The following is a 25,906-nucleotide window of genomic DNA, read 5'->3' as shown; positions in this document are numbered from 1 at the left end:
CTCATAATTTCATTTCAACTACTTGAGAAGAGCAGCAGATTGTTTCGGTATTATGGCATTTCTCGACGGTAGCGCCATTTTGGTTTCATCGTGTCGCCCTCGCGCAATGCCGCTCCGATGAAGCACCAATGCGGTTCTAAATTCGCAAATTCGGGAGCGGCTTCGTGAATACGACCTTGGTCGGATCGGCGCTGTCGTCGCGCAACTTGCGCCCTGCAAAGCAGCATGCGCACGCTTGCCACCAGAATGCGGTCAGAAGAACCGGGCCGACGCTCCCTTATGCAGCATTCCCCAAGTTAATCGTGGCCGGTCTCATACCGCACCCATCCATTTTGCTCACAAAGGCGAAGATAATCGACCATCTGCTCGACGCGGCCTCCGACGATGCTGATTGACCGGGAAATCCCTTGCCCCCTTAGATGCATTGCAACTGGGGCGGGCGAGTTGCGCGTTGGTAGCCAAGCTGCGCCCATATTGACCATTTACGGCCTTTCTCGCGCTCTTCATGGGGGGCCGGCATCTTCGCCCTCTCTCCATCATGGGAGAGGGCGAAGCGGCATCACCAGATCGCGCGGGAAGCCGGTCGCCAGGTGATCGATCAGCGCACGCACGGCGGGCGGCAGGCCGCGGCGGGTGGTGAAGACCAGGTGCACGATCCCCTGCACCCCGCGCCACTCGGGCAGCACGCGGACCAGCCGGCCCGCCCTTAGCGCTTCGAAGCAGACATGATCGGGCAGGATCGCGACGCCCAGCCCGTCGATCGCGGCATTGCGGACGCTCGCCATGTCCTCGCAGCCCAGCCGGGGCTCGACCCGCAGCACATGCTTGCGCCCCGCCTCCGTCTCGAGATGCCATTCGAGATCGTCCGCCGCGTCGCTGGTCGCGAGCGCCGGCACCTGGGCGAGCTGTTCGATCGTCTCGATCCGGTTGGCCAGCTGCGGGCTGGCGACGACGATGCGGGTCGACTTGCCGAGCGAGCGCATCGTCAGCGCCGCATCGCTGGTGAGGCTGGCGCGGACCCTTAGCGCGAGGTCGACGCGCTCGGCGATCAGGTCGACCGGGCGATCGGTCGCGACCAGCTGCAGGCGGACCTTGGGATAGCGCAGGAGGAAGGACGAGATCAGCCCGGCGATCGGCTCGAGCATGCCGGTGGGGCAACTGAAGCGGATCCGGCCATGCGGCTCGGCCTGGGCCTGCATCACCAGCGCCTCGGCCTGTTCCGCCTCGGCCAGGATCGCGCGACAGCGCTCGTAGAAAGCCTGGCCGGTATCGGTGACGCGGAAGCGCCGGCTCGACCGCTCGATCAGGCGGAGCCCCAGCCGCTCCTCCAATCCGGCGATGCGGCGGCTGAGCTTCGACTTGGGTTCGCGCAGTGCCCGCCCCGCCGCGGCGAACCCGCCATGCGCGACGACCTCGGCGAAATAGGCATAGTCGTTGAGATCCACCCGCATCATCGTTCCTCCAATAGAACGCTAAGTGCCATATTCGCCGACTACACGCATCATCGTTCACGCTGCATCTAAGCGGGCAACGGCGCTTTGCCGGAGACCCCAAGGAGACAGACGATGGCGAACAAGTTCCAGGACAAGGTGGTGGTGGTGACCGGCGGCACGAGCGGCATCGGCCTGGCCACGGCAAAGGCATTCGTGGCCGAAGGCGCGTCGGTGTTCATCACCGGCCGCCGTCAGGACGCGCTCGATGCCGCGGTGAAGGCGATCGGCGGCCGGGTGACCGGCGTGCGCGGCGACATGTCGCAGCTTGGCGACATCGACCGGCTCTATGACGCGGTCCAGCAGCGCCATGCCCAGATCGACGTGCTCTTCGCCAATGCCGGCGGCGGCGAGATGGCCCCGCTGGGCGCGATCAGCGAGGAGCATTACGAGAAGACCTTCGCCACCAATGTGAAGGGCGTACTGTTCACCGTGCAGAAGGCGCTGCCGCTGCTCAAGGACGGCGCCTCGGTGATCCTGACCAGCTCGACCACCAGCATCTCGGGCACGCCGGCGTTCAGTGTCTATTCGGCGACCAAGGCCGCGATCCGCAACTTCGCGCGCAACTGGATCCTCGACCTCAAGGACCGCCACATCCGCGTCAACGCCGTCAGCCCGGGCGTCACCGACACGGCGGGCCTGAACGAGCTGTTCGGCGGCGGCGAACAGGCCGAAGGCACCAAGGACTATCTGGCGAGCCTGATCCCGGCCGGCCGCGTCGGCCAGCCCGAGGAGATCGCCAAGGCGGTGCTGTTCCTCGCCTCGGACGATGCCAGCTTCGTCAACGGCGTCGAGCTGTTCGTCGATGGCGGCCAGGCCCAGATCTGACGATGGCTCCCCCGGGGTCTCGCCCCGGGGTTACCCCTGTTCATGGAGGACAAGATGGTACCGGACAGCGAACCCGCCGACCGTATCCGCGAGCTGCTGCTGCGCAATCTCGAGGAGGTGTTCGGCGAAAACGATGCCGCACGCCGTCGCGCGGCGATCGAACAACTCTGGGCCGAGGACGGCGTGCTCTATGCGCCGACCGGGCCGGTCACCGGCCATGCGGCGATCGCCGAATTCGCCGGCACGCTGCGGGCAATGCACCCCGACTTCGCCTATGCACCAGGCAATCCGCAGATGCTCCACAATGCCGGCCGTCTCGGCTGGGGATCGGGACCGAGGGGCGAGGCGCCGGCCTATACGGGCTGGGACTTCATCCTCGTCCGCGATGGCAGGATCGCCGCACTCTATGTGTTCCTCGATGAAGGATCCGCCGAATCGCGGCGCATGGAAGTCGCCGCCGGCAAATGACCGGTTCCGGGGCGGCCCTTTGGAAAGGATGGCCGCCCCTTTTCGATCTTCACTTGAGATTGATAGTGAATCGCAATAATCGATCGACGCACACTTCCATTGAGGGCCGATCATGCGATTTCCGAAACTGATCCTGCTGGGTGCGCTCGGCGCGATCGCGCTGGGCAGCGCCGCCCGGGCGCACATGCCCTATCTGCTCCCCACCCTGTTCGACGTGGGCAAGGGCGACCATGTCACCGTCACCTCGGCATTCGGCGAGGATGCCTTCGTGCCCGAGATCGGCATGAAGGACGCGCCCTTCCACTTCATCCGGCCGGACGGCACCCGGGGCGAAGTCGGCAAGCCGACCTATCTGCGCGACCTGACCATCTTCGAGGCGGACCTGTCGGCCGAAGGCACCTATCGCCTGAGCACCGGCCAGCGGCTGGGCCGCCTGGGCAAGATGTATTCGGTCGGCGGCAAGTGGATCATCGCCGGCGAGGATGGCGCGCCGCCCGCCGGCGCCCGCGAAGTGGCGGTGCAGAGTACCACGCTGGCCGAAGCCTATGTCACCCGCGGCGCGGCGAACAGCGGCGTGCTCAAGCCGATCGGCACCGCGCTGGAAGTGCAGGCGATCACCCATCCGAGCGAGATCGCCTCGGGCAGCGAGGCCCGGTTCAAGCTGCTCTTCGACGGCAAGCCGCTGGCGGACACCGAAGTCACGCTGTTCCGCGCCACCGGCAATTACGACGGCAAGAAGATCGTCGGCACCGCGAAATCCGATTCGCAGGGCAATTTCGCGCTCAAGCCGAGCGATGCCGGCCTCTATCTGATCCTGGTGCGCCACCGCACCGAGGCGCCGGCCGGATCGGCGACGCCCTATCGCAGCTATACCTATACGCTCGCCTTCGACGCGGCCTGAGACGGGCGCGATGGCGGTGCGGTTCGTCGCCGCACCGCCACGGCATGACGCACTATCGGCCCGCCGGTGTGGATTTGTTCACCGATCGGCGGCAGGCCCGCCCCGGGGACAACTGCAAGGCGCATGTAATGGGGGCAAGGTTCGAGCGAGGGATGGCATTTGCCGTTGTGGCAATGCTGCTTTCGCCCTGCGCGATCTCCCATGCCAATGCCCCCGGCCTGGCACCCGAAGCCGCGATCGCCACGGGCGAGGCCAGCTATTATGCCGACCGTTTCGCCGGCAAGCGCACCGCCAGCGGCGAAGCCTATGACCCCAGCGACTTCACCGCCGCCCATCGCAGCCTGCCCTTCGGCACGCGCGTGCGCGTCACCGATGTCGAGACCGGGCGCAGCGTGATCGTGCGGATCAACGACCGCGGCCCCTGGGGCAGGGGCCGGCTGATCGACGTCTCCCGCGCCGCCGCGAAGGAAATCGGGCTTGCCCGTCGGGGCCGGGGCACCGTCTCCATCGCGCTGGCGGAAGACGAAACGCCGCGGACCAGTCCCGAGACCAGCGAAGACTAACGGAACGCCCAGCGCAGCGTGCTCGCCACGCCGCGCGTGCCGATACGCACCGCGGGGGTAGCGAGACCGGCGCCCGAGAGCCCGTGCATCGTCCGCGCCCAGCCGGGCAGCAGATCCACCGCTGCGCCGAAGGTGAGCGCCTGGAAAGGCTTCACCGCGACGCTCGGCGCCGGCTGATCGAGCACCATGCGGGCGACTTCGCGGGTCCGCGCATCGACGACCAGCTCGGGGCGCATCCGGGCGATCAGGGCATTCGCCTCGGCGCGGCTGCGCGGCACGTCCACCGTGCCCAGCGCCTCGGCGATACGGGCAAAATCGGCGAAATAGCTGTCCTGGTCGGCCAGGCTCATGTCCGGTTCGGCATAGCGGATCCAGGCATCGAGGAAGCTCACCGCCTCAGTGACGTGCACCCAGGCGAGCAGATGCGGATCGTCGGCGGCATAGGGCGTGCCGTCCGGCAGCACGCCCTTCACGCGGGTGTGCACGTCGCGCACCTTGTCGATGATCTCCTGCGCCTCGGCCGCCGAGCCATAGGTGGTCACTGCGATGAAGCGGGCGGTGCGGCGTAACCGGCCGAGCATGTCGCCGCGGAAGGTGGAATGGTCCCATACGCCCGCCAGCACCGCCGGGTGGAGCATCTGGAGGAGCAATGCGGTCACTCCACCGACCATCATCGTGGTGACGTCGCCGTGCACCCGCCACACCACCGATTTCGGGCCGAACAGGCTCTCGTCCGGCTTGCGCTGGACCGGCTTCTCGCCCCGCGCCTGATCGTTGAACACGGCGCGCACCTGGCCGATCAGCGCTCCCCGGAGCCGTTTCGCGATACCGTCAGCGGGACTCATGGCCTCCAAGCTAGGGACTAACAGCTTTCCTGCAACCGCCCGTTTCGGTTACGCCCCCACGCTGATACGATGTCATGACGTCAGTTCCGGGGGTTGAGTCTTGTTCCGATCGACGCGAATCCGCGCGCTTGCCCTCGCCGCCGCCTGCGGGCTGCTGGCGACCGCCGGCACGGCGCAGATGCAGCCGATCAATGCCGGCACGGTGATGGATTCGGTCGCGCGGCTGAGGCCCGGTCAATATATCTGGGTGCCCGAGATCGCCCCGCGCGGGCCAATGCTGGTGGTGGTCAACATCGCCACCCAGCGTGTCGTCGCCTACCGCAACGGCGTGCCGATCGCGGTCTCCACCATCTCGACCGGCAAGGCCGGGCACCGCACCCCCACCGGCGTGTTCACGATCCTGCAAAAGGCGAAGTGGCACCGCTCGAGCAAATATTCGAACGCGCCGATGCCCTTCATGCAGCGGCTGACCTGGTACGGCATCGCGCTCCATGCCGGGAGCCTGCCCGGCTATCCCGCCTCGCATGGCTGCATCCGCCTGCCGCATGAATTCGCCCGGCTGCTGTTCGACGAGACCAATCTCGGCATGACGGTGATCGTCACCAATCAGGAGCCGGCGCTGCGCATCGGCGCCAAGCCGACCGGCCCCGCCTTCCCCGCCGGCCCGGCGGTGTGGCGGCCCGAGCTTTCGGCAACGGGCCCGGTCTCGATCGTGGTCAGCGGCGCGGACCGGCGGATGGTGGTGCTGCGCAACGGCGTCGAGATCGGATCGGCACCGGTGGCGTTCGACGGCGTGATCGAGCGCACCCAGGCCTATGTGCTGCAGGACGTGGTGGGCGGCGACTATCGCTGGAAACGCATGACGCTGCCGGGCGAGAGCAGCGCCGCCGCCAGCTACGCCGCCCCCGATACGGGCCGCTTCCAGGGCAGCGACCCGTTCCGCCGCGCGCTCGCCGGCGTGGTCGGGCCGGGCACCACCATGGTGGTGATCCCCGATTCGCTCGGCCTCGGCCCCGATCTCGCGCCGCCGACCCAGAATCCGGACGTGCTGATCGAGAACGAGCCGGGCGTGGCGGACTGGATGGAAGACGCCAGCGTCTTCGCGCGCTGAGGGCACCGATTCCTCAGACCTTTGCGGCCTAAAGCGAAACTAAACCGGGGCCCAGGCGCTTTGCCGTTGACCCCGTTACGTTTCGCAGTGCAGCAACGCGCCTCATGGCTAGCCTCGCAATCGCAAATAACGAGGATGTTCGCTTCCTCGGTCGGCTCCTCGGCAACGTGATCCGTGCCTATGGCGGCGAGGAGCTGTTCAAGCGCATCGAGTATATCCGCTCCACCTCCGTCGATCGCGCGCGCGGCGTCGCCGGTGCCGGCGCGGTGGATCGCGGGCTCGACCGGCTGAGCCTGGACGAGACGCTCGATTTCACCCGCGGCTTCATGCTCTTCTCGATGCTCGCCAACCTGGCCGAGGACCGCCAGGGCGTCGCGACCGAGAAGGATGCCGACATCGCCTCGGCGCTCAAGCGCCTGGAAGGCGAAGGCATCGGCCGCGACGCGGTGATGGCGCTGCTCGATCAGGCGCTGGTCGCCCCGGTGCTCACCGCGCATCCGACCGAAGTGCGCCGCAAGTCGATGATCGACCACAAGAACCGGATCGCCGAGCTGATGCTGCTGCGCGACCGGGGCGTCGCCGAGACCGAGGATGGCGACCAGGTCGAGGAGGCGATCCTCCGCCAGATCGCGCTGCTGTGGCAGACCCGGGTGCTGCGCCGCGAGAAGCTGGGCGTCGCCGACGAAGTCGAGACCGCGCTCTCCTATCTCCGCGACATCTTCCTGCCCGTGCTGCCCGCGCTCTATGCGCGCTGGGACCGCGCGCTGGGCAACCGCACGCCCTCGTTCCTGCGCCCCGGCAGCTGGATCGGCGGCGACCGCGACGGCAATCCCTTCGTCACTGCCGATTCGATGCAGTTCGCGCTCGCCCGCGCCGCCGAGGCGGTGCTCGGCTATTATCTCGACGCGGTCCACGCGCTGGGCGCCGAGCTGTCGATCTCGACCGAGCACGTCCAGGTGAGCGAGGCGCTGCTCAAGCTCGCCGAGGCCAGCCATGACGAGGCGAAGAGCCGCGCCGACGAGCCCTATCGCCGCGCGATCACCGGCGTCTATGCGCGCCTCTCGGCCACGCACGAGAAGCTGACCGGCAAGGCGCCGCCCCGCCCCGCCGCGATCGCCGCCGAGCCCTATGCGACGCCCGCCGATTTCCGCGAGGAGCTGGTGACGATCGCCCGCGCGCTCGCCGAGGAAGGCGCCGGCCCGCTGGCGACCGGCGGCGCGCTCGGCCGGCTGATCCGCGCGGTCGAGACCTTCGGTTTCCACCTCGCCACGCTCGACATGCGCCAGAACAGCGCCGTGCACGAGCGGGTGATCGCCGAGCTGCTCAAGGCCGGCGGCGTCACCGACAATTATGCCGCGCTGGCCGAGGACGAGCGTGTCGCGCTGCTCCGCAAGGAGCTGGCCAATGCCCGCCCGCTGACCAGCCCCTATGCCGAATATTCGGAGGAGACCGCCTCCGAGCTCGCCATCGTCCGCGCGGCGGCGCAGGCGCACGCCAAGTACGGCCGCCAGTGCATCACCCACTACATCGTCTCGATGGCCCAGTCGGTGTCCGACCTGCTCGAGGTCCATATCCTGCTCAAGGAAGCCGGCCTCTACATCCCCGGCGACGAGGCCCAGGCGCACATCATGGCGATCCCGCTGTTCGAGACGATCGGCGATCTCGAAGGCGCCCCGGCGATCATGGAAGCGTGGCTCGGCCTGCCCGAAGTCGCGGCGATCGCGGCGAAGCGCGGCCACCAGGAAGTGATGATCGGCTATTCCGATTCGAACAAGGACGGCGGCTACCTCACCTCGACCTGGCAGCTGTCGCGCGGCTCGACCGCGCTCGAGCCGGTGTTCGAGAAGGCGGGCCTCGGCATGCAGCTGTTCCACGGCCGCGGCGGCGCGGTGGGCCGCGGCGGCGGCTCGTCCTTCGCGGCGATCCTCGCCCAGCCCAAGGGCACGGTGCAGGGCCGCATCCGGGTGACCGAGCAGGGCGAGATCATCGCGGCGAAGTACGGCACGCTGGAAAGCGCGCGGACCAACCTGGAAGCGATGGCATCGGCCACCCTGCTCGCCAGCCTCGAGCCCGAGAAGCTCAACAAGGCCGATGCGACGCGCTTCGCCGCGGCGATGGACCAGCTCTCCGACACGGCGTTCAAGGCCTATCGCGGCCTGGTCTACGAGACCGAGGGCTTCACGACCTTCTTCCGCCAGGCGACGCCGATCGCCGAGATCGCCGGCCTCAAGATCGGCTCGCGCCCGGCCAGCCGCAAGAAGAGCGACGCGATCGAGGACCTTCGTGCCATCCCCTGGGTGTTCAGCTGGGCGCAGGCGCGCATCATGCTGCCGGGCTGGTACGGCGTCGGCCAGGCGATCGAGCAGTTCGAGGACAAGGGCCTGCTGCGCGAGATGGCGACGGCCTGGCCGCTCTTCGCCTCGACGCTGGCCAACATGGAACAGGTGCTGGCCAAGTCCGACATGGAGATCGCGGCGCATTATGCCGCGCTGGTCGAGGACGAGGCGCTGCGGGACAAGATCTTCGGCGAGATCCGCACCGGCTGGCAGAAGACGCATGACGGTCTGCTCCAGGCGACCCGCCAGACCCGGCTGCTCGAGAAGCATGCCGCACTGGAGACGTCGATCCGCCTGCGCCTGCCCTATATCGAGCCACTCAACCTGCTCCAGATCGAGCTGCTCAAGCGCCACCGCGCCGGCGAGGACGATCCCCGGATCGGCGAGGGCATCCTGCTGTCGATCAACGCGATCGCGACCGCGCTGCGGAATAGCGGCTAAGTCGCCGCCCCGGCCCCTGACGGGCCGGGGCAGCCACGCTAGCGCTTCTCCTTCGGCTTCCATCCCGGCTTGCGCTTCGGCCGCTTGACCGCCGCGACCGGCGTGCCCTCCCGCGCATCGGCGAGCCGCGCCCATTCCTCGGGCATCTCCGCGCCAGCCAGGCTCCACGGCGCCTCGTCCGCGAACAGCGGCGCCTCCTCGTCCATCTCGTGCCCCGCGACCAGCGCGCCACGATAAACGAACCCGTCCTTCGGCAGCCGGACGAAGTCGATGGCCGGATCCTCCTCCAGCGCATCGGCCGCCGCATCGCCGCCCCGGTCGATCGCAGCATCGTCCGCGCGGCGCCGGGCGGCACAGGCCTCCAGCGCCGCCGCGATCGCGATATGCGCCTCGGCATCGAGCGCCACCCCGGCAAAGCCGTCCAGCGTGTCGGCAAGCGCATCGTCGCGCGTCGCCCGGTCGCCCGCATCGCCGCCGCTGATCACCGTGCGGATCGTCGTCGCCGAAGCCTCCGCCCCTGCAGCGGCCCCGTCGCCGCCGGCCACCGCACCCGCGGTCGCGCGCGTGCTGACATAATTGACCACGGTGCGCCGCCCCTCGGCATCCTGGCCATATTGGCGCAGCAGGAACATCAGCAGCGCGTCATTGTGCTTGCGCCGATATCCCATCAGCTTGCCGCCGGCGAAAACCGGGATCAGCTGCCCTTCGATCGCCCGCTCGAAGGCGATGTCGCGCAACCGCTGCACACCGAAGTCGAGCGCGGCTTCCCAGGCACGGCGAAAGCTCTCCGCACCGGGCGCGCGGCGCAGCGCATAGCAATTGGCCTGGGCGATGTTGACCATGCCGGCGGCCCTGGTCACCGGTCCGGTATCGGCCAGCGCCTCGATGAACGCCCGTTGCCGCTCGGGCGTCCAGCCATCGTGCCGGAACTTGCGCGGTACCGGCGTGAAGTCCGGCAGGGGCGGCCGCGCCTCGCGCGGCACCGGGGTGCGGTTCTGCATGTCCTCCTCCTCGTTCGACTCGCCAACCGGCAAGCATGTACGTGCGCGAGGATCGTGTAGGACAGCGATTTGTTCGCTATTTGTTCCGATTCGGACCAGCTTGTCTCCATCCGCCCGGGGAAGGCCGGGGAAGCTGAAGATCTAGGGCACCAGCAGCGGCCGCATCTTCGGCACCGCTACCGCCAGTTCGTCGGCCACCATCTTCGAGAAGAAGTCGGCGCCGACGGGCCCGAGATGCGTGTAGTCGAAGGCCAGCTTGGCATCGCCGAGCGGCTCGACCGCGGCATTGTTCTGCGGCGTCGGTGCAGCGGCGGGCGCGGCGGGATTTGCGATCGTCGTACCGGCCAGCGCCGCGGCGGAGACTTCGCGGGCCTGCGCCACCTGGGCGAAGCGGTTAGACAGGGACGGACCGAGCGCCTCGACCGCATCGGCGCTGCGCTTGTTGAGATCGACCAGCGGCACCTGCATCTCCGCCGCGACCTTGCGGATCGCATCGGCCCAGGCATCGAGATCGCGGTCGAGCCTGCCCTGCCTGAACTGGCGGCGGGTGAGCGGAGTCAGCAGGATCGGCTCGGCCCCGGCCGCGCGCACCTCCTCGACATAGCGCTTCAGATTGGCGGGGAATTCGGTGGCGAGGTCGGTCGAACGGCCCGGCTTGCCCGGCTGGTCGTTGTGGCCGAACTGGATGAGCACGTACGTCTTCACGAAGCCCGGCGTCTTCATCTCGGCCAGCGCCAGGCCCCAGCTGCCCTCGGCCCGGTAGCTGTACGTGCTGCGTCCGCCCCGCGCGAGGTTCACGCAGGCGGCGAAGCTGGTGACGTGGGTGGCGCAGAAGCTGCCGCCCCAGCCCGACAGCACCTGGGTGGTCGAATCGCCGATCAGGATGATCTTCGAGGCCTTGATCGGCATGGCGGGCGGACGGTCCTGCGCGGTCTGCGCCTGTGCCACACCCGTCGAAAGCGCCAGAACCAGTCCGGCGACAACAGCCTTGCGCATCCAATCCCTCCCGAATCCCTTTGCCCCAAGGCTAGATGACACCGGTGCCAATGGCAATCAGGGCAGCGGGAGACGGACCTCCAGGTCGCGCAGCCCCGTGGGTTCGGGCGGCGGGAGATTGTCGAGGTCGATGGCCACCCGCCCGGTCTTGTCGGGCTTCTTCTTGAACGCCCGCCCCACCCCGCCGATCGCGTCGCCGACCAGCTTGATCGGGTTGGTCGACTCGCCCGGCTCCTCGCAGCAGCTGTTCGGGTCGATCACCTTGCCCACACCGCGGATCAGGGCGGTGCCCATGCCGAGGATGTTGATGCCCGTCGTGCAGCCCTCCGACCGGGTCGCGCAGGGGGCGACCGAGGCGTTGAGCGCGCCGATGCCGGTCACGTCCGGATTGCTCGGCATCGGCCGGTCGGGCGGGCCGCGCTCGCCGGGCAGGGGCAGGCGCGGATCGGGCGGTGCGCCCTGGCCGCAGACGACGATCTCGTCCCTGGTGCGCGCCGAGGCGCAGGGATCGTTGAGGATCGACCAGCTCTGCTTGCCGTCCGCCGCCTGTTTGGGCTGCGCCACCGTGCCCGGCACGTCCTGTACGGCGATCAGGGCCACTATGGTCAGCAACATTGGAAACTCCGCCCGATCCTCTGGGACAAGACGGAGCTAACCACGGATAGCCGCCTGCAGGAAGGCCCCTAGAAGCTCTCTACGCGCTCGGTGGGCGCGTTCATCCGGATCGAGCCTTCCTTCACCTCGAAGCTGTAGGTCCGGTGGACGATCCGCCCTTCCTTGGGCAGTGCGACTTCGTACGACGTCGAGGACGCGGCCTTGATCTCCGAAATGCCGCCGCCGGCCCGGTCCGGGTCCTGCGCGACATGATCGAGGATCATCCGGATCATGCACAGCGAGCGGCTGGTCGGATCATTCTCGCATTTCTGTTCGGCCATCGGAGCTCCCTTGGCGGTTTCGGCGGCGGCGGGCGCCTGGAGGTTCTCGGCCGCGCTGCGATCGGAGCAGCCGGCGACCGCGATCGCGGCGATCGTGAGGAAGGAACGCCAGCGTCCCAGAGGCGTCGCATGCAGCATTGCTTATCTTCCCGGCAGGAGCTTGGTGACGAGGGTGCCGGCTTCGAACTCGGCGACGGTGCGCGGATAGGCCCGGCGCATCAGCACTTGCGGCGCGCGCTTCTTTGCCGGCGCCGGCGCATAGATGGGCGACTGGGGCTGGGCCGCGACGAAATCGTTGAACGCGCCCAGCCAGGCTGTGCCGTGGATCGTGTCGAGCCGCATGCCGCCGCCCATCACCGATTTCTTGTCCTGGTCCGACGTGCCGTAGCAAGGCGAGGCATTGGTATCGCCGGTGACCGGGCAGCCGCGCTGGCCGATCGCGACATGCCCCAGCCCGAGCAGATGGCCCACCTCATGGACGTGCGCCCGCTGCAGGATCGGCTTGCCCTTGCTGTCATAGGCCTTGGGGACGAGGTTGGTGTCCTTGCTGTCGTACAGGGTCGAATGCGAGCCGAACCAGTTCTCGCTGGGGGCCAGCCGCACCACGTCGATGATATGATGATGGAAGCCAGCGCTGGCGTCGCTGCCGATCAGCTTGAAGCGGCAATAGCCGTTCGGGATGAAGACGTCCTTGCCGACCTTGAGCGCGAAGGCGCCCTGGCGGTTGTCGATCCAGAACTTGGCGTCCCAATAAGCCTGGGCCGAGCTGCAGAAGGATGCCTTCCAGGCGTTCCATTCCGCCGCGGTCCATTTGACGATCTGGCGCGGCGTGCCGCTGGACGAGCCATAATCGTTGTAAGTGCCCGTATTCGCGCCGCCCGCCGGATTGATGGGACGAAATCCCATCCGCATCTCAAGTGTCAGGTCCAAATTCGTCCGGGAAGAACAGTTCCGCGTATCGAGAAACGCGTCATATCTTGGGTAACGTTTCCTGAGAACCATTGCGGACTCCCCAACACCGGATCCGGCCAAGCCGAATTGGTCCTGCGGGAACTCCTATTTGTCGATATGGTTGCGGCGAGCGGACGCTAAATCTGGTCGAAAGGTGCTCCACGAAAAAGGCGCCGGAGTTTCCCCCGGCGCCCCTTGCGTTCAGTGTCAGGCGGCAGCCTTGGCGCGCGAGGCCTTCTTGCGCTCGTGCGGATCGAGGTGGCGCTTGCGCAGACGGATCTTGGTGGGCGTGACTTCGACCATCTCGTCATCGTCGATGTACGCGATCGCCTGCTCCAGCGTCATCTTCTTCGGCGGGGTCAGGCGGACGGCGTCGTCCTTGCCGCCCGATGCGCGGAAGTTGGTGAGCTGCTTCGCCTTCATCGGATTGACCTCGAGGTCATCCGTCTTGGCGTTCTCGCCGACGATCATGCCCTCGTACAGGGCCTCGCCGTGGCCGACGAACAGGATACCACGCTCTTCGAGCGGACCCAGCGCATAGCTCTGCGCTTCGCCATTGCCGTTCGAGATCAGCACGCCGTTCTTGCGGCCTTCGATGTTGCCCTTGTGGGGGCCATATTTCTCGAACAGGCGGTTCATGATGCCGGTACCGCGGGTATCCGACAGGAACTCGCCGTGATAGCCGATCAGGCCGCGCGACGGCGCCGAGAAGGTGATGCGGGTCTTGCCGCCACCCGACGGACGCATGTCCGTCATCTCGCCCTTGCGCTGGTTCATCTTGTCGACGACCGTGCCCGAGAACTCGTCATCGACGTCGATCACGACGGTTTCGTACGGCTCGGTCTTCTTGCCGTTCTCGTCCTCGCCGAACAGCACGCGCGGACGGCTGATGCCGAGCTCGAAGCCCTCGCGGCGCATCGTCTCGATCAGCACGCCGAGCTGAAGCTCGCCGCGGCCGGCGACTTCGAAGCTGTCGCGGTCCTCGCTCTCGGTGACCTTGATCGCGACGTTCGACTCGGCTTCGCGCTCGAGACGATCACGGATCATGCGGCTGGTGACCTTCGAACCCTCACGGCCCGCCATCGGCGAATCGTTGACGGCGAAGCGCATCGACAGCGTCGGCGGATCGATCGGCTGGGCCTGGATGGCGTCGCTGACCGAAGTGTCGGAGATCGTGTTCGACACGGTGGCGACGGTGAGGCCGGCGAGCGAGATGATATCGCCCGCACGCGCTTCGTCGGTGGGAACGCGCTCGAGACCCTGGAAGGTCATGATCTTGGAGGCGCGGCCGGTCTCGATCACCTTGCCCGACATGTCGAGCGCGTGGATCGGCTGGTTGACCTTGACCGTGCCCGACTGGACGCGGCCGGTGAGGATGCGGCCGAGGAAGTTATCGCGATCGAGCAGCGTCACCAGGAAGGTGAAGGGCGCATCGACTTCGAGCGACGGCGGCGGCACGTGATCGACGATCTTCTGGAACAGCGGGCGCAGCGTGCCCTCGCGCAGCGACGAATCCTCATTGGCATAGCCGTTGCGGCCCGAAGCATAGAGCACCGGGAAATCGAGCTGCTCATCGGTCGCGTCGAGCGACACGAACAGGTCGAACACTTCGTCGAGCACTTCCTGGATGCGCTCGTCCGGACGGTCGATCTTGTTGACGACCACGATCGGACGCAGGCCGAGCTTGAGCGCCTTGCCGGTCACGAACTTGGTCTGCGGCATCGCGCCTTCCGACGAATCGACCAGCAGGATCACGCCGTCGACCATCGAGAGGATGCGCTCCACCTCGCCGCCGAAATCGGCGTGGCCCGGCGTATCGACGATGTTGATGCGCGTGCCTTCCCACTCGACCGAGGTCGGCTTCGCCAGGATGGTGATGCCGCGCTCCTTTTCGAGGTCGTTCGAATCCATCGCGCGCTCTTCGACGCGCTGGTTGTCGCGGAAGGTGCCGGACTGACGGAAGAGCTGGTCGACGAGCGTGGTCTTGCCGTGGTCGACGTGCGCGATGATCGCCACGTTGCGGAGGTTCATGTTGCTATCCTGGAAGTAAGTTGGCGGGCCCGTACAGCAATTTGTGCGTTGCGGGAAGCCCGGTGATTCGCCGCAGGTTTCGAGACACCGCGTCCCGAAAATGTTGAATCCCTTGAATCTCCCTCGCGTGCGCGGCGCGGAAGTTCACAAAGTTCACGACATCCGCGCGCGAGAGCTTCCCCCGCCAGATGGGCGCGCGGCACCCTGTCGGCAAGGGCCGCCAAAAGGACAATTGGAGCAGGTGCGCGCATCGGCCATTCTGAACCACAAAAGCGCCGTGTAGGACAGCGCCATCTGCATGAAGGGAACACCATGGCCGAACCGCTGAAGATCCTCGTCATCCTGGGCTCCGTCCGCGAAGGACGGATGGCGGAGCCGGTGGGCAAATGGGTGGTCGAGGGTGCCGCGGATCGCGAGGCGCTCGACCTCGAGCTGGTCGACCTGAAGGACTGGAACCTGCCCTTCTACCATTTCGCCAAGCCACCGGCGGCAGGCGACTACCAGGACCCGCTGCAGATAAGCTGGGCGGAGAAGATCGCCGGCGCCGACGGCTATGTCCTGATCTGCCCCGAATATAATCACGGCATCCCGGCGGTGCTCAAGAACGCGCTCGATTTCGTCTATGCCGAATGGCACCGCAAGCCGGCGGCCTTTGTCGGCTATGGCGGCAATGGCGGCGCGCGATCGATCGAGCAGCTGACCATGGTGGCGCGCGAGCTGCGGATGGCGCCGCTGGAGGCATCGGTGCACATCATGAGCGTGTGGAGCAAGGCCGGCGGCGGCAGTTTGATCCCCGACGACAAGGACACTCGCTGGATCGGCCATCTCTATGACGAGCTGGAATGGTGGGGGAATGCACTGCGGACGGCCCGGCAAACGCAAGCGGTGTAGCACACCACTATGACACGTGCGAAACCGCGCCTATGCTGGCGGTGAAGGAGTGACGCGATGAAGAAGACTCTATTGCTGGCGCTGGTGCTGCTCGCGGGCTGTTCGGCAGGCAAGACCGAGAAGCGCAATATCAGCCTGGTGCTCGACGCCGATTTCACCACCGGCAGGCTGCTGCTCACCTGCCGCGATTCGACCAGCGGCACCTGCCATGTGCTGGTCGCGGGATCGGGCGAGCCGGTGCGGCTGTCGGCCGCCAAGGGATCGACCAACGAAGCCGCCAGCGGCGCGGCCGAAGGCGCGCGCTTCTGCGTGGGCGAGACCGAGCCCCAGAATGGCTGCCAGCTGACGGTGCTGCGCAATGGCGAGCAGATCTACCGTTCCAGCCGGGTGAAGACCGAAGACCGCTGAGGATGCCGGCCCTTGGCGGGGCGGCATTGGTGTATTACATTAACGACACAGTTGGACTGTGGTCCGGATACCCCTATGCTGGGGGCCGGACAGTTTGGAGACGTACGCATGGCAAGCGAGACCTTGGTGGCCGATCAGGATCTGGTGCTCACCCCGCCCGAGCCGGTGAAGGTCGTCGCGCCTGAAAAGGCGGCCGGGCTGGTGCCGGTGGACGACAAGAAGCGGACCGAGCTGGAAGCCCGGGTCGACGGCTTCATCGACGATCTCGTCGCGCAGGACGTGAACTCGCCCGAGTTCGGCAAGCGCGTCGATGCGATCGCGGCGATGGGGCAGAAGGAGATCCGCGACGCGGCCGGACAGTCCAACCGCTTCCTCGACCGGCCGGTCAAGGCGATGGGCAATGACGGCGTCGGCGCCGACCTGCTCGCGCTGCGCAAGAAGGTGGAGGAGCTCGATCCCAGCCAGAACGGCAAGCTGATCGGCGGGGGCGGCGGCTTCCTGTCCAAGCTGTTCGGCGGCGGGATGCAGCAATATTTCCGCAAGTACCAGTCGTCGCAGACCCATATCAACGGCATCCTCAAGAGCCTGGCCAACGGCAAGGACGAGCTGCTGATGGACAATGCCGCGATCGACACCGAGCGGCAGAATCTCTGGACCTCGATGGGTCGGCTCGAGCAGATGATCTATCTGTCCAAGGCGATGGACGCGAAGATCGAGGACAAGGCCAACGAACTGGACCACACCGATCCGGCCAAGGCCAAGGCCCTGCGCGAGACCGCGCTCTTCTACGTCCGCCAGCGCACCACCGACCTGCTCACCCAGATGGCGGTGACGGTGCAGGGCTATCTCGCGCTCGACCTGGTCAAGAAGAACAATGTCGAGCTGGTGAAGGGCGTCGACCGCGCGTCCACCACGACCGTTTCGGCGCTGCGCACCGCGGTGACCGTGGCGCAGGCGCTGACCAACCAGAAGCTGGTGCTCGACCAGATCACCGCGCTCAACAGCACCACCGCGGGGCTGATCGATTCGACCGGCCAGCTGCTCAAGAGCCAGTCGGCGGCGATCCACGAGCAGGCCGCGAACTCGACGATCCCGGTCGAGACGCTGCAGCGCGCCTTCCAGAACATCTACGACACGATGGACGCGATCGACACGTTCAAGCTCAAGGCGCTCGACAGCATGAAGACCACGGTCAACACGCTGTCGAACGAAGTCGAGAAGTCGAAGGGCTATATCGCCCGTGCCGAGGGGGCGTCGCAGAACCAGGTCTCGAGCGGGGCGGAGACGTTCAAGCTGGAGGCAATGTAAGCCGTGCCCACCGATGTCGATCGCGAACTGAACCGGATCGGAGATACGCTCAATCGCGTGCGCAGCCGCACCGATGTGGCGGTCTCCGGCCGCAACCGCCAGCACCGGGAAGCCGAAGTGGTCCGCCGTCTCGGGCGGATCGCGGTGGCGGACGGCGCGATCCTCGTCGGGGCGATCGCCTTCGCGCTGATCGTCTCGCCGCTGGGCATCATGGGCGCGATGCTGGTCGGGCTGCTGCTGATCGCGGCGACCATCTTCTTCGCGGCATTGCCGGCAAGCGCGCCGGTGAATGTCGAGAAGCTCGCCGAGATCCCGCTGAAGGCGCTGCCGCGCTCGACCGAGCGCTGGCTCGAGACGCAGCGCCCCGCCCTGCCCTCGCCGGTGCGCGGGCTGGTCGATTCGATCGGCGTGAAGCTGGAGACGCTGACGCCGCAGCTCGCGACGCTCGACGAGAACAGCCCGGCGGCGATGGAAGTGCGCAAGCTGGTCGGCGAGCAGCTGCCCGAGCTGCTGAAAGGCTATGGCCGCGTGCCCGAGCCGCTGCGCCGGGTGGAGCGCAACGGCCTGACCCCGGACCAGCAGCTCGCCCAGGGGCTGCAGCTGATCGACGACGAGATCGCCGAGATGACTGCGCAGCTGGCCCAGGGCGACCTGGACGCGCTGGCGACCCGCGGACGGTATCTGCAGATCAAGTATCAGGGCGAAGAGGGGTGATCGCGCCTGTCTCGAACTAGAGACCCAGGTGATGGAGTTGCTGCTGATCCCTCTGGCGCTGCTGGTGGTCACGGCCACCTATTGTGCGCGGAACATGGTCGCCGACTTCAGGCGTGCGGACAGGGCTGCCGGCATATGGGGCATCGTGTCGCTTGCCGGCCCCCTATCGTGCCTGGCGGTGGCGTTCACCGCTGTTCTGATGTCGCTATACTACCACTAGCCTGAGCGCCTTCGCCCGGATGCGGCCAGCCGCCCGCGACGCAGCGGGCATCGAAGCTTCGGGCCAGCTCGGCCAGGCTCACCGCGCCCAGCCGGGCGACCAGCAGCGCCTCCGCCTCGCGCAGCGCGTCCTCCAGCGCTTCGTTGACCGCCGCCTCGACCGCGCAGGCCGGGTTCTCGTGCTCGGCGCCGATCGCGAACAGGCTCGGCCCGCCAACGGCGCGGTGGATGTCGAGCAGCGAGACCTTCTCCAGATCGGCGGCGATCGCCCAGCCGCCGCCATGGCCCTTTTCCGAGCGGACGTACCCGGCATCGCGCAGGCCCGCCATCGTCCGGCGGACCACCACCGGGTTGGTCTGGAGCATCCTGGCGATGTGCTCCGACGTCATCGGCCCGTCGTGCCGCGCCATGTGGAGCAGCACATGGAGCATCCGGGAGAGGCGGCTGTCCTTTCGCATCGATCCTTCCTCGGGCCCGCACGGCCGGTTGGCAAGCGCGCGCTTTCACGATACTTATCATGTTACATGATTCGCGAAAGGCAGCCCATGACCGAAAAGAAGCACGAGAACCCCGCGCATTGGGACGATGCCGCCGCCACTTACGAGCGCACCGCCCATCCCTTCACCGCCCAGTTCGCCGAGGAGGCGCTGGCCCGGGTGACGCTCACGCCGGACATGCGCGTGCTCGACGTGGCGGCGGGCACCGGCGCGCTGACGCTGGCGGCGGCGCGGAGCGGGGCCTATGTGCTCGCCACCGATTTCTCGCCGGGCATGGTTGCGCGGATCGCCGCCGCGAAGCTGCCCAATGTCGATGCTGAAGTGATGGACGGCCAGGCGCTCGACCTGCCCGATGCGAGCTTCGATATCGCCTTCTCGGTATTCGGCGTCATCATGTTCCCCGACTGGCGCAAGGGCCTCTCCGAAATGGCGCGGGTGACGAAGCCCGGCGGGCTGGGCGTGCTCGCCACCTGGCAGAGCGAAGGTGCGGCGACCTTCCTGCTGCTCTCGCAGATCCGGCGGCGGCTGTTTCCGAAACTGGATGGGAAGACCAAGTTGCCCGAGGGCGCGGTGGCGCTGGGCGATCCCGAATGGCTGTCGGCGGCGATGGTCGATGCCGGGTTCCAGCCGCCGGAGATCGACGTGGTGGTACACGACTTCGCGCTGGGCATCAGCCAGCTCGACACGCCCGACGAACTGTTCGGGATGAGCCCCGACTGGGTGGCGCTCGATGATGCGCAGCGGACGGAAGTGGTCGCCGAGGTGCGTCGGATGGCGGAAGGGCGGGCGATCCTGCCGATCCCGTCGACCGCGCTGATCGCGGTGGCGCGGCGCTAGGCCCGCAGAACCTCCCGCGCGCGATCCGCCAGCCGCTCGACGGCGGCATCGTGGATTCCCGGCGCCGAGGCCAGCACGCCAAAGGCCTGGCCGCTCGGCGTGTTGAACGCGAGCGGGCGGCCGAGCGCGTCGGTGATCGCGGCGCCCGCCTCGCGCGCGATCAGCACCGCGGCGGCGACGTCCCATTCATTGCCCCAGCGGATCGTGGCGAGCAGGTCCGCCTCGCCCGCCGCGACCATCGCGATGCGCAGCGCGATCGAATTGGGCTTGGCTACCATCACCAGGTCGCTGTCGACCCTGGGCAGCTGGTCGGCGGGCACCCGCGCTCCGGCGAGCGTGTCGCGCGGGGCGACCGCCAGCCGAGCGCCGTTGCGGAAGGCGCCATTCCCGGCCTCGGCGGTCCAGACCTCCCTGCGTGCGGGCGCGTCGAGCACACCGATCACCGGCTGGCCATCCTCGACCAGCGCGATCGACACGGCCCAGCCGGGGCGTCCGCGCAGATAATCGCGGGTGCCGTCGATCGGATCGACCACCCAGATGCGCCGCGCCGACAGCCGCCTGGCATTGTCGGCGGTCTCCTCGGACAGCCAGCCGGCATCGGGCAGCAGCGCCGCCAGCCGGATGCGGAGCAGCGAATCGACTTCGAGATCGACGTCGCAGACCGGGCTGCCCGGCACCTTTTCCCAGCGCTTGAAGTCGGTGTCCCAGCGCGCCATCGCGAGGCGGCCCGCCTCCGCGGCGATCGCCGCGACTTCGGAGGCGAGGCCGGCCTCAGGCACCGGCGATGGTCATCCCGTCGATGCGGAGGGTCGGCGCGTTGACCCCGTAGCGGAACTCGAGATCATTGGCCGGCGTCATCGCCAGGAACATGTCCTTGAGGTTGCTCGCGATGGTGATTTCCGAGACCGGGCGGGTGATCTCGCCCTTCTCGATCAGGAAGCCCGCGGCGCCGCGGCTGTAATCGCCGGTGACGCCGTTGACGCCCTGGCCGATCAGCTCGGTGACCAGGATGCCATATTCGATCTCGCCGACCAGCGTCTCCGCCGGGATATGGCCGGCTTCCATATAGAGGTTGGACGGTGCCACACCGGGGGCGCCGCCGATGCCGCGCGAGGCATGGCCGGTCGGCTCCAGCCCGAGCTGACGGGCCGACGCGCTTTCGAGCAGCCAGGTCTCCAGCAGGCCGGCATCGACCAACTTGACCGGCTGCACCGGCAGGCCCTCGCCATCGAAGGGACGCGAGCGCAGGCCGCGCGGGCGGTGCGGATCGTCGCAGATGGTCACGCCCTTGGCGAAGACCTGCTGGCCGAGACGGTCGAGCAGGAAGCTGGTCTTGCGGGTGATCGCGGAACCGCTGATCGCGCCTAGGAAATGGCCGATCAGCCCGGCCGAGACACGGCGATCGAAGACGACCGGCATCGCGCCGCTGGGAATTCGGGCCGGATCGAGCCGTGCCACCGCGCGCTCGCCGGCGAGCCGGCCGATCGCCTCCGGCGATTCGAGCATCGCGGCATGACGGGCCGAGTGGTGCGCATAGTCGCGCTCCATGCCGCCGCCGGTGCCGGCGAGCACGCTGGCCGAAATGCCATGGCTGGTCTGGGCATAGCCCCCGGTGAAGCCGTGGCTGGTGGCGAGCGTCATCACCGAGCGCGAGGCGCCGGCACTGGCGCCCTCGCTGTTGGTGACGCCCTGCACGCCGCGCGCCGCTTCCTCGGCGATCTGCGCCAGCGCCTTGAGGCCGGCCGGATCGACATGCGCACCGTCGTCGAGATCGAGCATCGGCGGCTTGCCGTGGAGCAGCCGGTCCTCCGGGGCGAGGCCGGCCCATTTGTCCTCGGGCGCCTCCCTGGCCATGGCGACGACGCGCTCGACGAGCATGTCCATCGCGGCCGAGCTCAGGTCGGAGGTGGAGACGCTGGCAGAACGGCGGCCGACGAACACGCGCAGGCCGAGCTCCTCGCTCTCGGAGCGCTCGATGTCCTCGAGCTCGCCCATGCGGACCGAGATCGACTGGGAGCTGTCGGCGGCGAACACGGCATCGGCGGCATCGGCCCCGGCTGCGCGTGCCCGGGCGACGACATCGGCGGCGCGTTCACAGGCTTCGGAAATGGTCAGCATCGATGGCACTTAGGAAGCCGGAGGCGGAACGTCAAAGCGTCTGACCCACGACGAGGCAGGCGGCGAACATCAGCAGCCCGGCATTGCGGTTCGAACGGAAGCGGGCGAGCGCGCTGGCGCCGTCATTGGTGTCGAGCGTGGCGACCTGCCAGAGCAGGTGCAGCGCCATCGGCAGCAATGCCGCCAGCGCCAGCAAATCGGGCCGCAGCTGCCAGAAGGCGGCGCCCCAACAGCCCAGCGCAACGAGGTAGAAGGCGCTGACTCCGCCCCGGACGTGGCTGCCCATCGCCCGGGCGGAGGAGCGCACGCCGACCAGCGCATCGTCCTCGATGTCCTGGATCGCGTAGATCGTGTCATAGCCGATCACCCAGGCGATGCAGCCGGCATAGAGCAGGGCCAGTGGCAGCAGAGGTTGCGTGCCGATCTCGACCCAGCCGACCAGCGCTGCCCAGGAGAAGACCAGGCCGAGCCAGGCCTGGGGCCACCAGGTGATCCGCTTCATGAAGGGATAGGCGGCGACCGGCGCGATGCTGGCGAGCGCGACCAGCCGCGCGGGCCAGTGGAGCTGGAACCACACGACCAGCCCGATCAGGCAGAGCAGGCCGAGCCAGAGCAGGGCCGCCTTCACCGATACCGCGCCGCTCGCCACCGGGCGGCTGCGGGTGCGGGCGATCTGCCGGTCGAGATCGCGGTCGACGATGTCGTTGAACACGCAGCCCGCGCCGCGCATCGCGATGCTGCCGAGCAGCAGCCACAAGACCAGGTCCCAGCGCTCGACCGCGCCCCTGGCCAGCGCGACGGCCCAGGCGCCAGGCCAGAACAGCAGCCACCAGCCGATCGGCCGGTCAAACCGGGCGAGCAGCGCATAGGGCCGCCAGCCGCTGGGAAGCAGGCCCACCAGCCCGCGATGCTCGGTATCCGGAACGATCTGCTGCGCTTCTGCCATGGCCCCGTCTCCGCGCCACGGACGCAAAGATCAAGTCCGCAACAATCTGGCATAATTCTGCGACAAAGCGCGCGCAGGGCACGGTCGGATCCTTTCATTCCGGAAACATCCGATGCGCCTCATCCTTGCCAGCCTGACCCTCGCCGCGATCGCCACGCCAGCCCTGGCCGACAGCACGCCCAATTTCTTCATCAGCCCGATGGGCGAGCCGTTCCGCGGGCCGGACGCGCCCAATATCTGGTTCGACAAGGCCGACGCCAATCACGACGGCGTGCTGACCGAAGCCGAGATGGAAGCCGATGCCGCGCGCTTCTTCGCGACGCTCGACCGGAACAAGGACGGCGAGATCGATCCGGACGAGATCGAATATTACGAGACGGTGGTCGCGCCGATGATCCGCGTCGGCGGCTATATGGGCACCGAGCCTGAATCGACGGAGGGAAGCGGCGACGGCGATTCGCCCCGGCCCAAGGCGACCTATGTCGCGCAGGGTGCCGCCCGCTTCGGCTATTTCGACTATCCCGAGCCGGTGGTGGTGGCGGACACCAATTTCGATCGCGGCGTCGATGCCAAGGAGTTCCGTGCCGCCGCCGACAAGCGCTTCGCGCTGCTCGACAAGAATGGCGACGGCAAGCTCGAGAAGGGCGAACTGCCCAAGCTCGACACGCCGAGCTTCAAGCCAGGCGAGAAGGGTGGCGGCCGTGGTGGCATGGGCCGGCGTGGCGGCGGCGGCCGGCACGGCGGTGGTGGATTTGGCGGCGGTGGCGGCGGCATGGGCGGGATGCGCCCGGGCGGCGGCATGGGCGGCATGGGGGAGTGAGCCTGGGGGAGTGACGGGAGCCCCCGGCGAGCGCTAGAGCGGGGCATGCCCGCTACGCCCGCCTGGCCGCCCCAGTCCGCCCCCCGCCTGTTCGTCGAGACCGAGCTGTCGCCTGGCGAGATCAGGATCGACGGCCCGCAGGCGCATTATCTGATCTCGGTGATGCGGATAAAGCTGGGCGAGGCGATCAAGCTGTTCGACGACCGGACCGGCGAATGGGCCGGCGTCGCGCGCCATATCGGCAAGCGCGACCTGATCCTCGAAGTGACCGACCAGCTGCGCGAACGCGAGCCGGTGCCCGATTTGTGGCTGTGCGCCGCCCCGATCAAGAAGGGGCGAATCGACTGGATCGCCGAAAAGGCGTGCGAACTGGGGGTCGATCGGCTGGTGCCGGTGCTCACCCGCCGCGCCGTGGTCGACAAGCTCAACCTCGAGCGACTGCGCACCCACATGATCGAGGCGGCCGAGCAATGCGGCCGCACCGCGCTGCCCCGGCTCGAGGAGATGGTGAAGCTGCCAGCGCTGCTGCGCGACTGGCCCGAAGGCCGCACGCTGTTCTTCGCGGACGAGGCCGGCGGCGTGAACGCGATCGAAGCGATGCGCGCGCATCCGGGCCCGGCGGCGATCCTGATCGGACCCGAGGGTGGCTTCGACGATGCCGAGCGCGAGGCAATCAAGGCGCACCCCCAGGCGATCGGCATCGCCCTGGGACCGCGCATCCTGCGGGCGGAGACCGCCGCGGCGGCGGCGGTTACGCTGTGGATGGGGGCGGCTGGGGACTGGTGACCTTCACGTCATCCCGGCGAAAGCCGGGATCTCGTGCGGCTCTTGTCCCGTGCCATCGCCTGAGATCCCGACTTTCGTCGGGATGACGACTAGTTCCGTCGGGATGACGGTTCAGGCAGCCCGAACCTTGCGTCCCACCCAGCCAAAGAACCGCGGCACCGGCGCATTGCGCTGCATCCAGGCACTGTACTCCTGGTACGCCGGGTCGGAGCCCAGATGCAGCTCCTCGGTCCGCGCGCGCCAGTAATAGATGCCGCTCACCACAGCCATGATCGCGGCGTTGCGCAGCCCCTCGACCCAGGTCGTGGTGGCGAGGAAGGGCAGGCCCGAGAGCCACCAGAACAGGTTCTTCGAAAGGTACGCCGGATGGCGGCTCCACGCATAGGGACCATGGGTCAGGATGCCGCGGTGCGTGAGATTGGAGAAGCGGATGCCGAAGGCGATCGTCGCCCAGGCATAGATGCCGGTCAGCACCACCAGCACCGCGCCGAGCCCGCCCAGGATCCAGGGGTGCCCCGCGAACCACCAGGTCCAGTCGGCGCTGCCCGGATGATAGTCGAGCACCCCGCCTTCGTTCATCAGCACGAAGGGCGGGTAGCAGATCAACGCCGCGGTCCAGCCCGCCGCATAGGGCGTGGCCGTACGGATGTGCGAATCGAGCGGTCGCATGGTGAGGATGTAGCCAGCGGTGGCGAAGGCCACGTCGATCACGAACATGAAGCTGATGCAGTAATTGGCGATCACCGCCGGGCTGTCGAACATCCGCGCGAAGTTCCAGCCGACGAAATCGCCGAAATTGGGCGGCACGATCGAAAGCATGAAGGCGAGGAAGAAGCCCTTCACCGCCCAGCTGCGCAGATGGTTCTGGATCGCCTTGTGGTCGATCGGCTCCTTCAGCCCCATCAGCCAGGCACCAAGATGCCAGGCGCCGTCCCTGGGCTGCTCCAGCTTGCGGTCGAGCCAGAGGACATAGGGAATGGAGAGCAGGAACAGGGCCGGCGCCGCCATCTCGATGCACCAGATCGACCAGGCGAAATTGGCGTAGCGGCCGGTCCACCAGAAGCGGAAGACGGCATAGATCAGCGCGATCCCGCCCCAGGTGAGCCAAAGGCCGGTGAGCTTGGTCACCGAAATGTCGAGCGTGTCCTTGAGCGTGCGCTTCGATGCCCAGTCGATCCCGGTGCTTGGATTGCGGTGCACCTTGTCGACGAGGATCGACCAGAGGATCATCGGCACGGCGCAGGCGACGACATTGACCATCGCCGAATAGGGCCCATCGAGCCGGTAGATCGAGGCGATCGCGGTCCACAGCGTCATGCCCGCGAGGCCGGCCATGCCGACGCCGGTGCTCACCGCCGAGCGGGGACGCGGATCGGCCTTGGCTTCCGCCGCCAGCTTGGGATCGTGATACATGTCGGAAACGCATAGCGCGCAATGGTTAGCGCCGAGTTAGCACCTCCCCTCT

27 protein-coding genes are annotated in these 25,906 nt (G+C 67.6%); 14 read left to right on the top strand and 13 right to left on the bottom strand.

Annotated elements, in window-relative coordinates; genetic code table 11:
- Positions 1-164 precede the first annotated feature (164 nt).
- On the top strand, positions 165-395 hold the full coding sequence (locus tag GGR46_RS18770) for a hypothetical protein (protein ID WP_183999527.1): 231 nt from the start codon (positions 165-167) through the stop codon (positions 393-395).
- A gap of 141 nt (positions 396-536) precedes the next feature.
- Here the strand turns inward: GGR46_RS18770 and GGR46_RS18765 are convergent, their stop codons facing one another.
- Positions 537-1,451, bottom strand: coding sequence for a LysR family transcriptional regulator (locus GGR46_RS18765; RefSeq protein WP_184000102.1), 915 nt, complete (start codon positions 1,449-1,451; stop codon positions 537-539).
- Between the two features lie 114 nt (positions 1,452-1,565).
- Here GGR46_RS18765 and GGR46_RS18760 point away from each other — a divergent pair, with 114 nt between their 5' ends.
- The 4 genes from GGR46_RS18760 (at position 1,566) to GGR46_RS18745 (ending at position 4,250) form a co-directional block, all read left to right on the top strand.
- Positions 1,566-2,318 (top strand): SDR family NAD(P)-dependent oxidoreductase, encoded by a 753-nt coding sequence (locus GGR46_RS18760; RefSeq protein ID WP_183999526.1) that lies wholly within the window; start codon positions 1,566-1,568, stop codon positions 2,316-2,318.
- A 42-nt stretch (positions 2,319-2,360) separates the two neighbouring features.
- Positions 2,361-2,786: a nuclear transport factor 2 family protein gene (locus GGR46_RS18755; RefSeq protein ID WP_246426215.1), complete on the top strand. Its 426-nt coding sequence runs from the start codon at positions 2,361-2,363 to the stop codon at positions 2,784-2,786.
- Between the two features lie 112 nt (positions 2,787-2,898).
- Positions 2,899-3,687, top strand: coding sequence for a DUF4198 domain-containing protein (locus GGR46_RS18750; protein ID WP_183999525.1), 789 nt, complete (start codon positions 2,899-2,901; stop codon positions 3,685-3,687).
- A 152-nt stretch (positions 3,688-3,839) separates the two neighbouring features.
- Positions 3,840-4,250 carry a septal ring lytic transglycosylase RlpA family protein gene (locus tag GGR46_RS18745; RefSeq protein ID WP_183999524.1) on the top strand — a complete coding sequence of 137 codons (411 nt, stop codon included), beginning with the start codon at positions 3,840-3,842 and terminating at the stop codon, positions 4,248-4,250.
- Here GGR46_RS18745 and GGR46_RS18740 read toward each other — a convergent pair.
- Positions 4,247-5,095, bottom strand: a complete 849-nt coding sequence (locus tag GGR46_RS18740; RefSeq protein ID WP_183999523.1) for an oxygenase MpaB family protein — start codon at positions 5,093-5,095, stop codon at positions 4,247-4,249. The genes GGR46_RS18745 and GGR46_RS18740 overlap by 4 nt on opposite strands.
- Positions 5,096-5,195: 100 nt before the next feature.
- Here GGR46_RS18740 and GGR46_RS18735 point away from each other — a divergent pair, with 100 nt between their 5' ends.
- Both GGR46_RS18735 and ppc read left to right on the top strand, forming a co-directional pair.
- Complete coding sequence (locus GGR46_RS18735) at positions 5,196-6,206, top strand: L,D-transpeptidase (protein ID WP_221262850.1); 1,011 nt, start codon at positions 5,196-5,198, stop codon at positions 6,204-6,206.
- Between the two features lie 104 nt (positions 6,207-6,310).
- A complete protein-coding gene (gene ppc, locus GGR46_RS18730) occupies positions 6,311-8,983 on the top strand; it encodes a phosphoenolpyruvate carboxylase (protein ID WP_183999522.1) in 2,673 nt (890 codons plus the stop codon).
- Between the two features lie 38 nt (positions 8,984-9,021).
- Here the strand turns inward: ppc and GGR46_RS18725 are convergent, their stop codons facing one another.
- From GGR46_RS18725 to typA, 6 genes are all read right to left on the bottom strand, one after another.
- On the bottom strand, positions 9,022-9,984 hold the full coding sequence (locus GGR46_RS18725; protein ID WP_183999521.1) for a hypothetical protein: 963 nt from the start codon (positions 9,982-9,984) through the stop codon (positions 9,022-9,024).
- 141 nt (positions 9,985-10,125) lie between these two features.
- The gene (locus GGR46_RS18720; protein ID WP_183999520.1) at positions 10,126-10,980 is read right to left on the bottom strand and encodes a rhamnogalacturonan acetylesterase; all 855 of its coding nucleotides are present in this window, start codon (positions 10,978-10,980) and stop codon (positions 10,126-10,128) included.
- Between the two features lie 57 nt (positions 10,981-11,037).
- Positions 11,038-11,595: a hypothetical protein gene (locus GGR46_RS18715; protein ID WP_246426214.1), complete on the bottom strand. Its 558-nt coding sequence runs from the start codon at positions 11,593-11,595 to the stop codon at positions 11,038-11,040.
- Positions 11,596-11,663: 68 nt separating this feature from the next.
- Positions 11,664-12,053, bottom strand: coding sequence for a hypothetical protein (locus tag GGR46_RS18710; RefSeq protein ID WP_183999519.1), 390 nt, complete (start codon positions 12,051-12,053; stop codon positions 11,664-11,666).
- Positions 12,054-12,056: 3 nt separating this feature from the next.
- Complete coding sequence (locus tag GGR46_RS18705; protein ID WP_221262849.1) at positions 12,057-12,821, bottom strand: zinc metalloprotease; 765 nt, start codon at positions 12,819-12,821, stop codon at positions 12,057-12,059.
- A gap of 252 nt (positions 12,822-13,073) precedes the next feature.
- The gene (gene typA, locus GGR46_RS18700) at positions 13,074-14,897 is read right to left on the bottom strand and encodes a translational GTPase TypA (RefSeq protein WP_183999517.1); all 1,824 of its coding nucleotides are present in this window, start codon (positions 14,895-14,897) and stop codon (positions 13,074-13,076) included.
- A gap of 312 nt (positions 14,898-15,209) precedes the next feature.
- On the opposite strand from typA, the gene GGR46_RS18695 reads away from it, so the two are divergent.
- From GGR46_RS18695 to GGR46_RS18680, 4 genes are all read left to right on the top strand, one after another.
- Positions 15,210-15,788: an NADPH-dependent FMN reductase gene (locus GGR46_RS18695; protein ID WP_183999516.1), complete on the top strand. Its 579-nt coding sequence runs from the start codon at positions 15,210-15,212 to the stop codon at positions 15,786-15,788.
- Between the two features lie 57 nt (positions 15,789-15,845).
- A complete protein-coding gene (locus tag GGR46_RS18690; RefSeq protein WP_183999515.1) occupies positions 15,846-16,196 on the top strand; it encodes a hypothetical protein in 351 nt (116 codons plus the stop codon).
- A gap of 108 nt (positions 16,197-16,304) precedes the next feature.
- Entirely contained in the window at positions 16,305-17,504 is a 1,200-nt protein-coding gene (locus GGR46_RS18685) for a toxic anion resistance protein (protein WP_183999514.1), read from the top strand.
- A gap of 3 nt (positions 17,505-17,507) precedes the next feature.
- Positions 17,508-18,218, top strand: coding sequence for a hypothetical protein (locus tag GGR46_RS18680; RefSeq protein WP_183999513.1), 711 nt, complete (start codon positions 17,508-17,510; stop codon positions 18,216-18,218).
- Between the two features lie 185 nt (positions 18,219-18,403).
- Here the strand turns inward: GGR46_RS18680 and GGR46_RS18675 are convergent, their stop codons facing one another.
- Positions 18,404-18,895 carry an Rrf2 family transcriptional regulator gene (locus GGR46_RS18675; protein WP_183999512.1) on the bottom strand — a complete coding sequence of 164 codons (492 nt, stop codon included), beginning with the start codon at positions 18,893-18,895 and terminating at the stop codon, positions 18,404-18,406.
- Between the two features lie 87 nt (positions 18,896-18,982).
- Here GGR46_RS18675 and GGR46_RS18670 point away from each other — a divergent pair, with 87 nt between their 5' ends.
- Positions 18,983-19,771, top strand: coding sequence for a class I SAM-dependent methyltransferase (locus GGR46_RS18670; protein WP_183999511.1), 789 nt, complete (start codon positions 18,983-18,985; stop codon positions 19,769-19,771).
- On the opposite strand, the gene GGR46_RS18665 is transcribed toward GGR46_RS18670, so the two are convergent.
- The 3 genes from GGR46_RS18665 to ubiA are packed head-to-tail and all read right to left on the bottom strand — an operon-like array spanning position 19,768 to position 22,835.
- A complete protein-coding gene (locus tag GGR46_RS18665; RefSeq protein ID WP_183999510.1) occupies positions 19,768-20,550 on the bottom strand; it encodes an inositol monophosphatase family protein in 783 nt (260 codons plus the stop codon). The genes GGR46_RS18670 and GGR46_RS18665 overlap by 4 nt on opposite strands.
- Positions 20,543-21,889, bottom strand: a complete 1,347-nt coding sequence (locus GGR46_RS18660; RefSeq protein WP_183999509.1) for a TldD/PmbA family protein — start codon at positions 21,887-21,889, stop codon at positions 20,543-20,545. Before GGR46_RS18660 ends, GGR46_RS18665 begins: the two co-directional genes overlap by 8 nt.
- 31 nt (positions 21,890-21,920) lie before the next feature.
- A complete protein-coding gene (gene ubiA / locus GGR46_RS18655; RefSeq protein WP_183999508.1) occupies positions 21,921-22,835 on the bottom strand; it encodes a 4-hydroxybenzoate octaprenyltransferase in 915 nt (304 codons plus the stop codon).
- 112 nt (positions 22,836-22,947) lie between these two features.
- On the opposite strand from ubiA, the gene GGR46_RS18650 reads away from it, so the two are divergent.
- Together GGR46_RS18650 and GGR46_RS18645 are read left to right on the top strand one after the other, a co-directional pair.
- Complete coding sequence (locus GGR46_RS18650; RefSeq protein WP_183999507.1) at positions 22,948-23,655, top strand: EF-hand domain-containing protein; 708 nt, start codon at positions 22,948-22,950, stop codon at positions 23,653-23,655.
- A gap of 45 nt (positions 23,656-23,700) precedes the next feature.
- On the top strand, positions 23,701-24,441 hold the full coding sequence (locus tag GGR46_RS18645; RefSeq protein ID WP_183999506.1) for a 16S rRNA (uracil(1498)-N(3))-methyltransferase: 741 nt from the start codon (positions 23,701-23,703) through the stop codon (positions 24,439-24,441).
- Between the two features lie 111 nt (positions 24,442-24,552).
- Here the strand turns inward: GGR46_RS18645 and GGR46_RS18640 are convergent, their stop codons facing one another.
- Positions 24,553-25,854 carry a methyltransferase family protein gene (locus tag GGR46_RS18640; protein WP_183999505.1) on the bottom strand — a complete coding sequence of 434 codons (1,302 nt, stop codon included), beginning with the start codon at positions 25,852-25,854 and terminating at the stop codon, positions 24,553-24,555.
- Positions 25,855-25,906: the final 52 nt, after the last annotated feature.

Origin of the sequence: Sphingomonas kyeonggiensis (assembly GCF_014196745.1) — a bacterium.
GTDB classification, from domain to species: domain Bacteria; phylum Pseudomonadota; class Alphaproteobacteria; order Sphingomonadales; family Sphingomonadaceae; genus Sphingomonas; species Sphingomonas kyeonggiensis.
The sequence above is the reverse complement of the archived record's forward strand: the minus strand, read 5'-3'. Positions and strand labels throughout refer to the sequence as shown.